Genomic DNA, 12281 nt, shown 5'->3' with positions numbered 1-12281 from the left:
GTTATTTATTGCGACGTCGCCACAGATAGACCCTACTTTCACTGCCGTTGAAGAGGCGAACGATGTTTTTTTGGTGGGTTAAGACCACAATCGCAAACAAAAGAAACCCAAAAACGATTAAAAGAGTACTGGCTTGCCCAAAAACCCCCAAGACCAACATCATGGGGAAGGCAAAAGCGGCGACAATGCTGCTCAAAGAAACGTAGTTGGAGGCCAATAAGACTAATACAAATATGGCAATACAAACGGAAGCAACTTGCGGATCAATCGCAAGCACCATTCCCAACGAAGTCGCAACCCCTTTTCCGCCTTTGAAACGCGTGAAAACGGGGTATAAATGGCCTAAAACTGCCATTACACCGAGTAAAAGTTTGAATGTTAGAATTTGGGTACCGTCGATTACCTCTAAGAAAAAAAGAATGTTGGCGAGCATTGTGGCTGTCCAACCCTTTAAGACATCAATCAAAAGAACAATGGTTCCTGCGCGTTTTCCCAACACGCGAAATGTGTTGGTCGCACCCGCATTTCCACTACCAAATTTCCGAACATCAATCCCAAAATACGCTTCACCGTACCAAATGGCAGAGGGAATAGATCCCAACAGGTAAGCCGTCACAAAGGCCGAACACACGTGCCAGAAATTCATGAAAGAAGTGTAAGTTTTTTAAGTTGAATCAAAATCGTATTTATGAGCTAAATATTGCTTTTTATTCTAAAAAAGCCAACAAAAGTAAAACTTTATCTTAACCTTTGTTTAACGAAAATAACATTTTTTTAAGATGACCCCTATTGTAATTGTCAGTGGAGGAACAAAAGGAATCGGAAAAGCGACCATCGAACGTTTTATGGAAGCAGGATTTGACATCGCTACTTGTGCGCGCCGTGAAGCCGATTTAATTGAACTCCAACACGAACTTCAAACCAAGTTTCCCCAACAGCAACTATTTTATAAAACGACCGATATGGCCATAAAGTCTGAAGTAGAGGCATTTGTGGCATATATTCATAGTTTAGAGCGGCCCATTGCGGTTTTGGTTAACAACACGGGCTTGTTTGCCCCTGGGCAAATTCACAACGAACCCGAAGGTACGCTTGAAAGCATGATTGATACCAACTTGTACAGTGCCTATTACCTGACACGTGGGGTGATTGAAAAGATGATTTCGGCTAAAAAAGGGCATATTTTTAATCTCTGTTCTACGGCAAGTATCACCGCCTATACCAACGGCGGGTCGTATTGTATTTCAAAGTTTGCGCTCTACGGCATGACCAAAGTTTTGCGGGAAGAACTCAAGCCGCACGGGCTTAAAGTAACGGCGATTTTGCCAGGGGCTACCCTAACAGCAAGTTGGGAAGGAGTAGAATTGCCCAAAGAACGCTTTATTCAAGCAAGAGACGTGGCTGAATCCATTTGGTCGGCCTATAACCTAACTCCTGGAGCGGTGGTAGAAGAGATTTTGATACGCCCACAATTAGGAGATATTGGATGATTTTAGGAATTTTGGGTCGAAAATTGGTAACTTGCGCACTTAGTCTCCTTTTCATTATCATTCACTGAATAACGATTTACACGCACTGATGGAACAATACTTGGGTATAGACGTTGGTGGCACCAACGTTAAAATGGGCGTTGTTGACACCGAAACGGGTCGAATTTCTAATTTCTACAGCCACGATACGGCAAGTTGGCGAGAAATGGGACACTTCGAAAAACATTTAGGTGACGCCATTGCGATTCAATTGCACGAATACCCCAACATTAAAAAAGTAGGTATAGGTCTCCCTGGGATGATTAACCGTAAGCGGACTGTCCCTCTTGAGATTACGGCTATCCCCGAAATAGACAATGTTCCGTTGGTAGAGTACCTCGAAGGACGCTTTGAGGGGGTACAGTTTTTCTTAGAAAATGACGCCAATGCCGCAGCACTCGGAGAGTTTTATTTTGCCGAAGAAAAAATCGACGAAAACTATATTTTCATTACGCTTGGAACAGGCGTAGGGGGAGCAGCTATCATCAACCGTAAGGTATTTGTGGGTGGCGATGGCAACGCCATGGAGCCTGGGCACATTCCATCGCGAAACGGGAAAGTGTTGGAGCGGAACATTGGTAAAAAAGAATTGCTAGATCTTGCCAACGACATGCGTAGCCGCTACACAAGCGTAACTCAATTGCCAGGTGATGGATCTATTTCAACCACAGGTTTGGTGGCTGCCGCCGCAGAAGGCGACGAATTGGCGCTCAATATCTGGAACGAAGTAGGCGAAATGTTGGGCGATGGCTTGGTAGCCATGATTCGTATTTTGGACATTAAATTAATCTTGATTGGTGGTGGCTTGTCGGCTTCGTTTGAGTACATCCTCCCTGCCGTGGAGCGCCGCCTCAACTACTGGTTGACGCCGTACTATTTGAAAGATCTTACGATTAAACGTGCTACGTTGGGCAACGATGCGGGCCTTTTGGGCGCGGCGTCTCTTTGCTTCGACTAAGTAAAGTACGTTTTTTATACTTCTTCAAATCCCGTAGAAAAGTCAAAGTGCTGGCTTCTTCTACGGGTTTTTTGTTTTTTAATAGGGTAAAAATGTTTGCAAACTGTATTTGTGGAAATATCAGGTTGTGAGCAACCTGATGCACAACGGTGAGCAACCTGATGCACGAAAATTCGATACGTAAAACCATGAAACAACTAGTGCTTATTTTGGGCTTAACAAGCTCGTTGTCATTTGCCCAAAAAACACAACCGTGGATGATTGGTCCTTTCCAAAAAGCGGATGCCGCCAATCCTATTTTGGAAGCCAAAGCTGGTACGACTTTTAAATGTCCTGTGCGAAACGAGGTGGTTAACTGGGAAGAAAAGGACGTTTTTAACCCCGCGACGGTGGTGCGCAATGGCAAAGTGTATATGGTGTATCGGGCTGAAGATAAAGTCGGTAAATATGCGGGTACGTCGCGTTTGGGGTTGGCCGTTAGTGCCGATGGTATTCACTTCAAACGAATGCCCGAACCTGTCTTTTATCCTGACAACGATTTTATGAAAAAGTACGAATGGGAAGGCGGCTGCGAAGACCCGCGCATTGTCGAAACCGAAGATGGGCGTTATGTGATGACTTATACCTCGTACGATGGTAATTTGGCGCGTTTGTGCGTGGCGTCATCTGCTGATTTAATTCATTGGCAAAAACATGGATTAGCTTTTGGAAATTTTATCAAATCAACCCGAGACTTTTGGTCAAAATCAGGGGCGATTGTGTGTCGAAAGGTAGGCGATAAATTCATTGCGACCAAAATCAACGGTAGGTATTGGATGTATTGGGGCGACCAAGCGCGTTTGTACGTGGCTACCTCCGACGACTTGTTAAATTGGTACCCTGCTACTCGGCCTACTCAAGCCGATTACAAACCGTTGGACGTCTCAGATGTCAATTGCGTGGCCGTGGCCACAACCCGCAACGGCAAACACGATTCACGTTTATTGGAGTCAGGACCGCCTGCTTTTTTAACCAAAGACGGCATTGTCTTGATTTACAACGGGATGAATTATAATCAAACGGGAGACGGCAATTTGCCCGAAGGTACCTACGCCGCAGGACAGTTTTTGTTTGACCCCGAAAACCCAACGCAGTTGAAAGACCGTTCGGAAAATTATTTTTTAAAACCCGACAAACCGTACGAAATTACGGGGCAAATCAACCAAGTATGTTTTGTCGAAGGGTTGGCGTCGTTTAGAGGGAAATGGTTTTTATATTACGGCACGGCCGACTCAAAAATCGGGGTGGCTGTGAGCAAACAGAAATAAGCTATGTTCGTTTTCTGGATTTTTGCCTTCATTTTTGGACTGTTTGGCTGGTTGGTGTATGGTAGTAAAAAGCTGATTGCGGCCGTAGAAAAAGACTATGAGCTGGTGGGACAGATAAAAACCTACGACATCTCGGATAAACAGTATTGGAGAAGTTTTGATACAATCATGGGTGGAGTTTTTATTTTTATGGGGCTTGTGTTGGCCTGGATGTTTCTGCGCAATTTTCCACGTACCAATAATGCTGAAACAATGTTAGCGGTGGGATTTATAGCTTCACTGTTATTTGGCGCAGCTGCGTTATTTATTTACCCGAATTATCATTATCGGATATTGACCAAAAACCGCCCCGTGACCTTCGACCCTATCCATAAAATGATGGGCGTGGGGGAAGCAGATGGAGAGCGTGTTTTTTCGGTACATGAAATCGAAAAAATAATCATTCATGCAACCGATTCACGCCTCGATATTAGGTATTGGGAAATGAAATTAAAAAGTGGCGAAAGGCTTTTGTTCGACCCCCGCTTTTGGATGGGAATGGCCACCAACAAGTTCTTTGAAGGTGTTCCCCAAGAGCGGGTAAGTCATTGGATTCCGTGGTTTCGTTATGGGGAAGTATAGGAGTCAGCAAAAGATTTACGTTATTTACTATCTCTTGCAGGTTAAACGCATTTTTTTTAAAAACAGCCTCGGAGAGGCGAAACATTTGTAGAAAATTAAAACCAATTTATACAAAAGATGAAAAAGAGTCGTATTGTATTATTCCTCTCGCTCGTGATTGTTGGGATCACTGCGCAGGCGACGAAGCCTGGCCCTTGGAAAAATTTGTTTGATGGAAAAACCACCAAAGGGTGGCATACCTACGGGAAACAAGGAGTGACGGGCTGGATGGTCATGGACGGTTCGTTGATGACCCACGGAAAATCGGGTGATTTGGTCACCGATGAAGAATTTGAAAGTTTTGAGCTAGAGTTTGAATTTAAAATTCCAGCGAAGATGAACAGCGGTGTGATGTACAAAGTCATTGAAGATCCCAAACATCCACCTTATTACTCAGGGCCTGAGTTTCAAGTGATTGATGATGAAGGGTATCCGCCATTTAACGATAACGGTAAAATGGTGAAAATCAACGATAAACAAAAAACAGGCGCGAATTACGACATGCAAGCCCCAAGTAAGTGGGTAGCAAAACCTGCGGGTCAGTGGAATAAAGCTAAAATTGTGATCAACGGCAATCACATCGAACATTGGGTCAATGGCGTAAAAGTGGTTGAATACGAGTACGGTGGCGATGCGTGGAAGGCGCAGTTGGCCAAAAGTAAATTTACGAAATGGGCGTATGCGACCCCGCACGCCAAAGGTAAAATCGCGCTCCAAGACCACGGGGATGAAGTTTGGTACAAAAATATGCGCATTAGAAAACTCTAAAAAATGATAGAAACCTTCTTACAACACCTCACCTACGAAAAACGCTTGAGCCAGCATACCCTCACCGCGTATGCCAAAGACTTGGAGCAGTTTAAGGAGTTTTTGGAGAAAACCTACCAACTGCAAGATTTGGCCAAGGCCGATTTTCGAATGATTCGAGGGTGGGCAGTAAGCATGGTGGAAGCCGAATTACACCACCGCAGCGTGAACCGAAAATTGGCCACGCTGCGGTCGTTTTATGGGTATCTGTTGCGTTGTAAAGCCATTACGATTAATCCCATGCTGCGGGTGTCGTCGCTCAAAACCGACAAGCCATTGCCGCAATTTGTTGAAGAAAAAAGTCTGCAGTTGCTTTTTGACGAGATTACGTTTCCGCTTGATTTTGAAGGCACGCGCGACCGATTGGTCTTGGAGTTGTTGTACGGCACAGGAATGCGTTTGGCCGAGTTGATTACCCTCCGTGATGGTGACGTGAATGTTTATGACCAAACGTTGCGGGTCTTTGGTAAACGCAGTAAAGAGCGCGTGGTGCCGATTTATAAAGGCTTGGTGGAGATGATTAAGCAATACCAGCAGTTTAGAAACGAGCAGTTTCCGAACCCTCCTGAGCAAAGCCTGATTTTGACTAACAAAGGCGAACCCGCTTATCCCGTCCTGATTCAGCGTATTGTGAAAAAATACTTGTCGGCGGTGACGTCGCTCCAAAAGCGTAGCCCTCACGTACTGCGCCACACCTTTGCGACGCACCTGCTCAATAACGGTGCCGACCTTAATTCTATCAAAGATTTGCTGGGACACAGTAGCTTGGCGGCGACGCAGGTTTATACCCACAATTCGATTGAAAAACTCAAAAAAATCTACAAACAAGCCCATCCCAAGGCATAAACCCCCGTTGCTATGCTTGCGCCTCCCCAAACCCTCTTTCAGCGTTTTCGTTACCTTGGCCCTGGTTTTATTCTTTCGGCAGCCATTGTGGGGTCGGGCGAGCTGATTGCGACGACGGCGTTGGGGGCCAAAGCGGGTTTTGTGACTTTTTGGGTGGTGTTGGTGAGTTGTTTAGTTAAAGTAACCTTGCAATTGGAGTTTGGAAAAAATGCGATTTATACGGGCGTCCCTACCATGCAGTCACTCAACCGCCTCGATGGTAAAAAGTGGGGAAAAGCGCATTGGAGTATTTGGCTGTGGTTGTCGCTGCAAGGCTTAAAACTGCTGCAAGTCGGTGGGATTGTGGGCGGCGTTGCCATTGTACTCAACATGGCGTTTCCGTTTTTAGGAACAAACCTTTGGGCCGCGATTGCGGCATTAGTTACGGCTGTTTTGGTCTATCGTGGTTTTTATAAACCCGTCGAGCAAGGGGCTTTGATTATGATTATTCTTTTCACCATCACGGTATTGATTTCCCTCGTTTTACTGCAATTTACCCCTTATGCCATTAGCTGGGAGCAACTCAGCAGCGGCTTATCATTCTCGCTTCCTCCTGCGGTGACGGGCGTGGCGATTGGCGCTTTCGGAATCACGGGCGTCGGGGGCGACGAAATCATGTTTTACAATTATTGGTGCATCGAAAAAGGCTACGCGGCCTACGCAGGCCCCAACGACGGCACGCCCGAATGGGCCGACCGCGCCAAAGGTTGGATAAAAGTGATGTACTTGGATGCCGTGTGTTCGATGGTGGTTTATACCCTTGTAACGGCCGCTTTTTATTTGTTGGGAGCGGCATTGCTGCACCAACACGGCGAGGTGCCCGAAGGCTACGCCATGGTCGAAACCCTTTCAAAGCTTTTTACCCAAACGCTGGGTGAATGGGCCAAAGTGATTTTCTTGATTGGCGCTTTTTTTGTGCTTTATTCTACCCTTTTTACCGCGACGGCCAGTTGGTCACGCATTTTTGGCGATGCGTTTGGGCAATTAGGTTGGGTCAAATTTGACGACGAAGCCTCGCGCAAACGCGTGATAGGAATGCTTTCATGGGCTTTCCCCATCATTTGGTGCGTGCTTTTTTTATTGATTCAGATGCCCGTCACGATGATTCTTTTGGGCGGCATTGCGACGTCTATTTTGCTGCTATTGGTGCTTTGGGCGGCGTTGGTGTTTCGCTACCGAGAGTTGCCCGCGTCTCTTTCACCCACACCTACCTACAACTTCTTCTTTTGGTTAAGCGTCGTGTCGATTTTAATGGTGAGTTTTTACGGAGTTTGGCAAGTGGTAAAATAGGTCAAAGTACTTCTTCGAGTTCTTGCTGTTCTTTTTCCTCCAGTTGGCCCTGCAGTCAATCGGCTTCTACGAAGTGCTTTTGATTTTTCGACAAGTTGTGAATGCTCCAATCAATGTCCTTTTTGAAAGCTTTGCTTCGCACGGGGCAGCCTTCGAGACGGCAGTACTTGCAGCAGTCGGGGAGGCAAGGGTCGGCATGGATAAAAAGCTCCACGTTGCCAACGTAATTGGCTTCGAGTGCGTCCTCAAATTCATGAACCGCCTTATGCACTTGTTGCAAATCCCAATAATAGGGGAGCGTCAAATGACAGTCGATGTGGAGGTCTGAGCCGTATTTTTGAATCCGCATGTTGTGCACATCTATCCAATAGTCCTGTTTGTAGTTGCGCAGAATATCCACGGCGTGTTCAAACAACTCGGGGTCGGTTTCGTCCATCAAAGCACCTACGGAGGTACGGATGAGCTTAAATCCGTTGTAAAAAATTACCAGAGACAATACCAACGATGCCGCACTGTCTATCCATTGAATTTTGGTAAGCATTAACAAACCTAATCCCACCAAAATCAAAACGCTACTCAAGCTGTCAGTAACAAGGTGTTTTCCGTCGGCAACGAGGGCTTCCGAGCGGGTCGTTTTACCTACTTTTTGTAAATAATAACCCAACGCTCCGTTGATGACAACGGTCAACAGAATAAGCAGAACGCCCCAGTCGAGGTGCTCAACGGGTTGAGGATGAAGTAGATGCTGGATGGCTTCTACGGCAATCCAGACCCCAGCTATGATGATAAGTGCTCCTTCAAAACCCGATGAAAAAAATTCAATTTTACCGTGTCCGTAGGGGTGGTCATGATCTTTGGGCTGAGAAGAAAGGTAAATGCTATAGAACGCAAAGGCACTAGCAATGACATTGATGATGGACTCAAGAGCGTCGCTAAGAATGGCGTTGGAGTGGGTCAAATAATAGGCAGCGAACTTGATACTCATCAGGATTATGCTCAACACAAGGGAGACGATAATCCACCGAAATTTAGATTTTTGGCTAACTTGCACGACTTTTTTAAAAGTAATTGGCCGCAAAGGTATGAGTTTCGGGGAAAACAATTATCCTGAACAAGACTTATTCGACCATTAAAATTTGATAATCGATCAACCGTATGTCTTTACCAAACGAAAACATTAACCCTTGGAAAACCCTTAAAAGCCAAGTGGTTTACGATAATAAATGGATTCAAGTGCGTCACGAAGATGTCATAAATCCCAGCGGAGGGACGGGGATTTATGGGGTAGTTCATTACAAAAATAAAGCCATTGGCGTGATTCCTATCGACAGCGAGGGGTACACTTACTTGGTAGGGCAATATCGCTATCCGTTGAACGAATACTCGTGGGAAATTCCTGAAGGGGGTGGCCCGATGGACGAAGATCCTATTGAAGGAGCCAAACGAGAATTGCTAGAAGAAACGGGGTTGATTGCGGCCAAATGGACAAAAATTGCGCGCGTTCACCTTTCCAATTCTGTGGGTGACGAGGAGGGTTTTTTGTACATCGCCGAAGAACTTACCCAAGCCCAAGCTGAGCCAGAAGACACCGAACAACTGCACGTTCGGAAACTATTGCTGACCGACGCCATTGAAATGGTGATGCGCTCCGAAATTACGGATTCACTCAGCGTCATGGGCTTATTAAAAATAGCCCGACTGCGAGGGATTTAAGAAAATGATATTCAACAACAACTAAAAACGAATGCTTATTGCTGCACTTTACGGCCTCATTACGGGGGTTTTACTCTGTCTTACTTTTGGAACTGTCTTTTTTTCATTGATTCAAACCAGCGTTGAGCGCGGCTATCAAAGCGGAATTCAAATCGTTTTGGGTGTGGTAGCGAGCGATGCTTTTTTTTGCTTTACGGCCATTTTTGGAACGTCTTTTTTACCCCAAATTGAGCACTTTGACAAATGGGTAGGGGCCATTGGAATTATTTTTTTGGTGGTTTTGGGGGTTAAAAACTTCTTTCGCGTCCCGACCATTGCGTCGGAAGAACAAGAAGACGAACCACGTAGCAAGCGTTCGATGGTGAAGTTGTTTTTAAAAGGCGTGGCCCTCAATGCCCTCAACCCCGTCAATTTTATGTCGTGGGCGGCTATTGCTACGTACCTTCGCACCAAAGGTCGGTATGATTTGGCCGAAATGATTATTTTCTTCAGCATGAGCCTCGTAGGGGTGTTTGGCACCCAGACTGCCTTGGCGGTTTATGCCCAGCGCCTTCGTCAGTTTATCACGGTTAAGCGCATGAAGTACGTCAACGTCATTACAGGCGTGGTATTTTTGGGCGTAGCGGGAAAACTTCTTTGGGAGCAGTTTTTGAAATAAAATTACACCTTCCCGAAAGTTTTGAACTTTCGGGAAGGTAAAGAACTTTCGGGAAGGTGTAATTTTATCTCTTCTTCAGCCAATTACCAATCAATTCAAGGGCTTCTACGGAAAATGTTTCTTCCAAAAGACCGTATTCGGCGGAGGTGCACTTACTACATTTTTGGAACAAATGGTTCAGTCCAGGCAGTTCAACCGTCTCAAATTGTTTATTGCCAGCAGCCGTCAAACCGCTTTTAAAACCCTCTAAATTGGGTTGAGAAGCCACCTGAACGTCCTTACTACCGTTGAGGGCAAGGACAGGAATCGTGATTTTTGACAAAACAGGCTGCGGGTCATATTTGATAAAATACCGATACCAAGACGAGTTCATGGCGTCGATTTGTTTCAGAAAACCCTTGCGACCTTGTTCAGTTCTGTACCCCAATTGCCCCAACACACGCTCGGGTTGGGTTTTCACCCATTGGTCAAAGGTGGCTTGAAGGCTATCTTTGATGTCGCCCTCCAGCGGTAACCGAGCGACCGTTGAGTAGATGACTTCGTTGAGACTACGCACTTGATTTCGGTAGGTTTCATTGCTACCCATTTGTTTCAAAATATCGTCGCTCTGGCGGAGAAGTAGTTCTTTTCCACTGATTCCCAAGCCCGCCAAGGAAACAATAAACGCCACGTCTTTTGATTGTATCGCTGCAAGAGGTGCAATGACACCGCCTTCGCTGTGGCCGATTAAACCTATTTTTTTTGGGTTAACTTCTTTTCGCGTTTTGAGGTAACGAATGGCGTCCAAAACGTCTTGGGCGTACTCGGCGGAAGTTCCTACTGAACCCGTCGTTTCGCCAACTCCTCGGTCGTCAACGCGCAACACGGCGATGCCTTGTCGGGTTAGATGGTCGGCGATGACCCAGAAAGGCTTGTGCCCAAAAAGGCTTTCATCGCGGTCTTGCTGGCCAGAACCCGAAATAAGCACCACTGTTTTGAACGGGCCTTTTCCTTCGGGCAAGGTGAGCGTTCCGCCAAAAGTAATCGAACCGTCATGGTTCGTAAATTTGACCTTTTCATCGCGGTACGGAAAAGGCGCTTTAGGCATTTGGGGGCGTTTAAAAAACGATAATTCTGCTACCCGTTTTAGATGCAACGGGGTAGGAAAACCATTTTGTTTCCACTGACCTTCAAACGATAAAGAATCCATTTTGCCGCTGAGCAAAACATTGACATTTTTTAGCTCACCTCGCAAACTATCTCCCTGAAATACAGTGTTTTTTAAGGGCTGCTCAAACATTCCCTGCTCAGGAATAAAAACCTGGACGGTTTGGGAAGTAGTAGTTATTTTGAGCCCAAATTTGAGCGTTGAAATAGTACCCTCGTACCACGTTTGCGAAAAACTCGTGTGTCCAATTCCTAAGCACAAGAGTACTTTTATCCACTTTTTCATTTTTTTTCTTGTTGATATACACGGTATGAATACGCCACAATCCAGATTGTTGAGCCAAAAATTAACCCTAGCGTCCAAAAAAGCCTCCACAATTCGGGTAGCCAAATGACCACAAAAGCGCCTAATAGCCCCATTCCGAAGTACAATTTGGCAGCAAATTGGTGGGTTTTGCGCCAGACACTTTCGCTTTCGAGCGTCCAAGGAGTACGGAAGCCTACAAAGTAGTTCGATTTAATGTTGTTAAAATAATTCCCAATCCCTGCAAACAGTAAAAATACCCCGACCAGCAAAATCGTCGTAAAGCTCTCGCCTGCCATTTCCGAGAGGGAGGCGCGAATAACCAAGCAATGCACCAACGCTAGAAAGGCTACAATCAGCAGCACTAATTTGGGATAATGTTCTGATAAACTAGCTTGGTTGAGACGAGGGTCGAGCTGTGGAACGTACCGCAACAAAAAATATACGCCAACGGAAACGGCGCTTAATATCATAAGCGTCCATTTAGGCCCGTAGGCATCGGGTTTACCACTTGGGCCAAAGTGCGTTGGGACGATGTCGGGCAGTTGATTCCACACCAAAAATAGATAAACAAGGGGAAGCACAATAGCGACCCAGGTGAGGTATTCTAAGATCTTTTTCATTGGTTTTTAAGGGTAAAAATCCAGGACAGTAATTCGTCTAAAACGGTAGTATTGAGGGTGTAATAGATAAATTGGCCTCGTTTGTCGGCACTGACGAGTTCGGCTTGCTTGAGCAAATCTAAGTGATGAGAAATGCTCGGTTTGGTCATGTCAAACCGTTCGGCAATTTCTCCCGCAGTAAGGTCGCCTTCCCGCAAGATTTCTAGAATTTGCCGTCGAGTGGGGTCGTTAAGAGCACGGAAAAGGGTATTCATAGTTGATTAAATAATTAGACAATTATCTAAATACTTTTCCATTTAAAAATATACATTGGTAGAAATGGTCAAAAAGTGGAGTTGAATGGCGGAGAATTAACGATTTTTAACAAACAAATAGCACTAATCTTTTTTCAGAGACGTTAT

Annotated in this window: 14 protein-coding genes; 9 read left to right on the top strand and 5 right to left on the bottom strand. The window is 45.5% G+C overall.

Annotated features, from left to right (window positions below; all coding sequences use genetic code 11):
* Position 1 precedes the first annotated feature (1 nt).
* A complete protein-coding gene (gene plsY, locus DTQ70_RS19305) occupies positions 2-646 on the bottom strand; it encodes a glycerol-3-phosphate 1-O-acyltransferase PlsY (RefSeq protein WP_122932323.1) in 645 nt (214 codons plus the stop codon).
* 133 nt (positions 647-779) lie between these two features.
* Here plsY and DTQ70_RS19300 point away from each other — a divergent pair, with 133 nt between their 5' ends.
* The 7 genes from DTQ70_RS19300 to DTQ70_RS19270 all read left to right on the top strand — a co-directional run bounded on the left by DTQ70_RS19300 (position 780) and on the right by DTQ70_RS19270 (position 7436).
* A complete protein-coding gene (locus DTQ70_RS19300; RefSeq protein ID WP_122932322.1) occupies positions 780-1490 on the top strand; it encodes an SDR family oxidoreductase in 711 nt (236 codons plus the stop codon).
* A gap of 88 nt (positions 1491-1578) precedes the next feature.
* On the top strand, positions 1579-2487 hold the full coding sequence (locus DTQ70_RS19295) for an ROK family protein (RefSeq protein WP_122932321.1): 909 nt from the start codon (positions 1579-1581) through the stop codon (positions 2485-2487).
* Between the two features lie 188 nt (positions 2488-2675).
* Complete coding sequence (locus DTQ70_RS19290) at positions 2676-3794, top strand: glycoside hydrolase family 130 protein (protein ID WP_122934481.1); 1119 nt, start codon at positions 2676-2678, stop codon at positions 3792-3794.
* Positions 3795-3797: 3 nt separating this feature from the next.
* Positions 3798-4415 (top strand): hypothetical protein, encoded by a 618-nt coding sequence (locus tag DTQ70_RS19285; protein ID WP_122932320.1) that lies wholly within the window; start codon positions 3798-3800, stop codon positions 4413-4415.
* A gap of 117 nt (positions 4416-4532) precedes the next feature.
* Positions 4533-5222 (top strand): DUF1080 domain-containing protein, encoded by a 690-nt coding sequence (locus DTQ70_RS19280; RefSeq protein WP_122932319.1) that lies wholly within the window; start codon positions 4533-4535, stop codon positions 5220-5222.
* A gap of 3 nt (positions 5223-5225) precedes the next feature.
* Positions 5226-6107 (top strand): tyrosine-type recombinase/integrase, encoded by an 882-nt coding sequence (locus DTQ70_RS19275; protein ID WP_122932318.1) that lies wholly within the window; start codon positions 5226-5228, stop codon positions 6105-6107.
* Positions 6108-6119: 12 nt separating this feature from the next.
* Positions 6120-7436 carry an Nramp family divalent metal transporter gene (locus DTQ70_RS19270; RefSeq protein ID WP_122932317.1) on the top strand — a complete coding sequence of 439 codons (1317 nt, stop codon included), beginning with the start codon at positions 6120-6122 and terminating at the stop codon, positions 7434-7436.
* Positions 7437-7491: 55 nt separating this feature from the next.
* Here DTQ70_RS19270 and DTQ70_RS19265 read toward each other — a convergent pair whose 3' ends face one another.
* Positions 7492-8421 (bottom strand): cation diffusion facilitator family transporter, encoded by a 930-nt coding sequence (locus DTQ70_RS19265; RefSeq protein ID WP_310588002.1) that lies wholly within the window; start codon positions 8419-8421, stop codon positions 7492-7494.
* A gap of 170 nt (positions 8422-8591) precedes the next feature.
* On the opposite strand from DTQ70_RS19265, the gene DTQ70_RS19260 reads away from it, so the two are divergent.
* Positions 8592-9149: an NUDIX hydrolase gene (locus tag DTQ70_RS19260; protein WP_122932316.1), complete on the top strand. Its 558-nt coding sequence runs from the start codon at positions 8592-8594 to the stop codon at positions 9147-9149.
* Between the two features lie 31 nt (positions 9150-9180).
* Positions 9181-9807 (top strand): LysE family translocator, encoded by a 627-nt coding sequence (locus DTQ70_RS19255; protein ID WP_122932315.1) that lies wholly within the window; start codon positions 9181-9183, stop codon positions 9805-9807.
* Positions 9808-9871: 64 nt separating this feature from the next.
* On the opposite strand, the gene DTQ70_RS19250 is transcribed toward DTQ70_RS19255, so the two are convergent.
* From DTQ70_RS19250 to DTQ70_RS19240, 3 genes are read right to left on the bottom strand one after another with little or no spacing between them, the layout of a single operon-like run.
* Positions 9872-11239 carry a S9 family peptidase gene (locus DTQ70_RS19250; RefSeq protein WP_122932314.1) on the bottom strand — a complete coding sequence of 456 codons (1368 nt, stop codon included), beginning with the start codon at positions 11237-11239 and terminating at the stop codon, positions 9872-9874.
* Complete coding sequence (locus tag DTQ70_RS19245; RefSeq protein WP_122932313.1) at positions 11236-11880, bottom strand: SdpI family protein; 645 nt, start codon at positions 11878-11880, stop codon at positions 11236-11238. Before DTQ70_RS19245 ends, DTQ70_RS19250 begins: the two co-directional genes overlap by 4 nt.
* Entirely contained in the window at positions 11877-12134 is a 258-nt protein-coding gene (locus DTQ70_RS19240) for an autorepressor SdpR family transcription factor (protein ID WP_028524127.1), read from the bottom strand. The genes DTQ70_RS19245 and DTQ70_RS19240 overlap by 4 nt, the downstream gene beginning before the upstream one ends.
* Between the last annotated feature and the right edge of the window lie 147 nt (positions 12135-12281).

This window comes from Runella sp. SP2 (genome assembly GCF_003711225.1).
GTDB lineage: Bacteria > Bacteroidota > Bacteroidia > Cytophagales > Spirosomataceae > Runella.
The sequence above is the reverse complement of the archived record's forward strand: the minus strand, read 5'-3'. Positions and strand labels throughout refer to the sequence as shown.

Coding starts and splice junctions, on each gene's coding strand:
- plsY (WP_122932323.1), bottom strand. CDS start 646: ATGAATTTCTGGCACGTGTGTTCGGCCTTTGTGACGGCTTACCTGTTG.
- DTQ70_RS19300 (WP_122932322.1), top strand. CDS start 780: ATGACCCCTATTGTAATTGTCAGTGGAGGAACAAAAGGAATCGGAAAA.
- DTQ70_RS19295 (WP_122932321.1), top strand. CDS start 1,579: ATGGAACAATACTTGGGTATAGACGTTGGTGGCACCAACGTTAAAATG.
- DTQ70_RS19290 (WP_122934481.1), top strand. CDS start 2,676: ATGAAACAACTAGTGCTTATTTTGGGCTTAACAAGCTCGTTGTCATTT.
- DTQ70_RS19285 (WP_122932320.1), top strand. CDS start 3,798: ATGTTCGTTTTCTGGATTTTTGCCTTCATTTTTGGACTGTTTGGCTGG.
- DTQ70_RS19280 (WP_122932319.1), top strand. CDS start 4,533: ATGAAAAAGAGTCGTATTGTATTATTCCTCTCGCTCGTGATTGTTGGG.
- DTQ70_RS19275 (WP_122932318.1), top strand. CDS start 5,226: ATGATAGAAACCTTCTTACAACACCTCACCTACGAAAAACGCTTGAGC.
- DTQ70_RS19270 (WP_122932317.1), top strand. CDS start 6,120: ATGCTTGCGCCTCCCCAAACCCTCTTTCAGCGTTTTCGTTACCTTGGC.
- DTQ70_RS19265 (WP_310588002.1), bottom strand. CDS start 8,421: ATGAGTATCAAGTTCGCTGCCTATTATTTGACCCACTCCAACGCCATT.
- DTQ70_RS19260 (WP_122932316.1), top strand. CDS start 8,592: ATGTCTTTACCAAACGAAAACATTAACCCTTGGAAAACCCTTAAAAGC.
- DTQ70_RS19255 (WP_122932315.1), top strand. CDS start 9,181: ATGCTTATTGCTGCACTTTACGGCCTCATTACGGGGGTTTTACTCTGT.
- DTQ70_RS19250 (WP_122932314.1), bottom strand. CDS start 11,239: ATGAAAAAGTGGATAAAAGTACTCTTGTGCTTAGGAATTGGACACACG.
- DTQ70_RS19245 (WP_122932313.1), bottom strand. CDS start 11,880: ATGAAAAAGATCTTAGAATACCTCACCTGGGTCGCTATTGTGCTTCCC.
- DTQ70_RS19240 (WP_028524127.1), bottom strand. CDS start 12,134: ATGAATACCCTTTTCCGTGCTCTTAACGACCCCACTCGACGGCAAATT.